This window comes from Marinobacter iranensis, from assembly GCF_029207565.1.
In the GTDB taxonomy this organism is placed as follows: domain Bacteria; phylum Pseudomonadota; class Gammaproteobacteria; order Pseudomonadales; family Oleiphilaceae; genus Marinobacter; species Marinobacter iranensis.
The window spans coordinates 1-250 of sequence record NZ_JANCMW010000335.1 but is presented as its reverse complement, the minus strand read 5'-3'; the positions used below and the strand labels follow the sequence as shown (position 1 = coordinate 250).

Annotated in this window: 1 protein-coding gene; it reads right to left on the bottom strand. The window is 64.0% G+C overall.

The window, feature by feature from the left end; translation table 11 throughout:
* On the bottom strand, positions 1-250 hold a 250-nt coding region (locus NLU14_RS22595; RefSeq protein WP_275710832.1), incomplete at both ends, for a glycoside hydrolase family protein.

The window sequence follows — 250 nt, the reverse complement described above, 5'->3', positions numbered from 1 at the left end:
CCTCGAACAGGACCATGTCCTTGTTCTGGTGATCGAGCACCACCCCGAGCAGCTTGTAATCGAGCCCGTTCACCGAATGGTACATGGCCGTGCAGTGGCGCTCCGCCGAGACGCCGCACACGGTCATCCACCAGCGGCCGCCGACCAGGCTGATCCGGGCATCCTCCACCCCATAGTCCATGAAGCTGGCGGAGGGCTGGATCGCCTTGTCGTAATGGACCTTCACGATCCGGGCAGCGTCGGGGCTCAG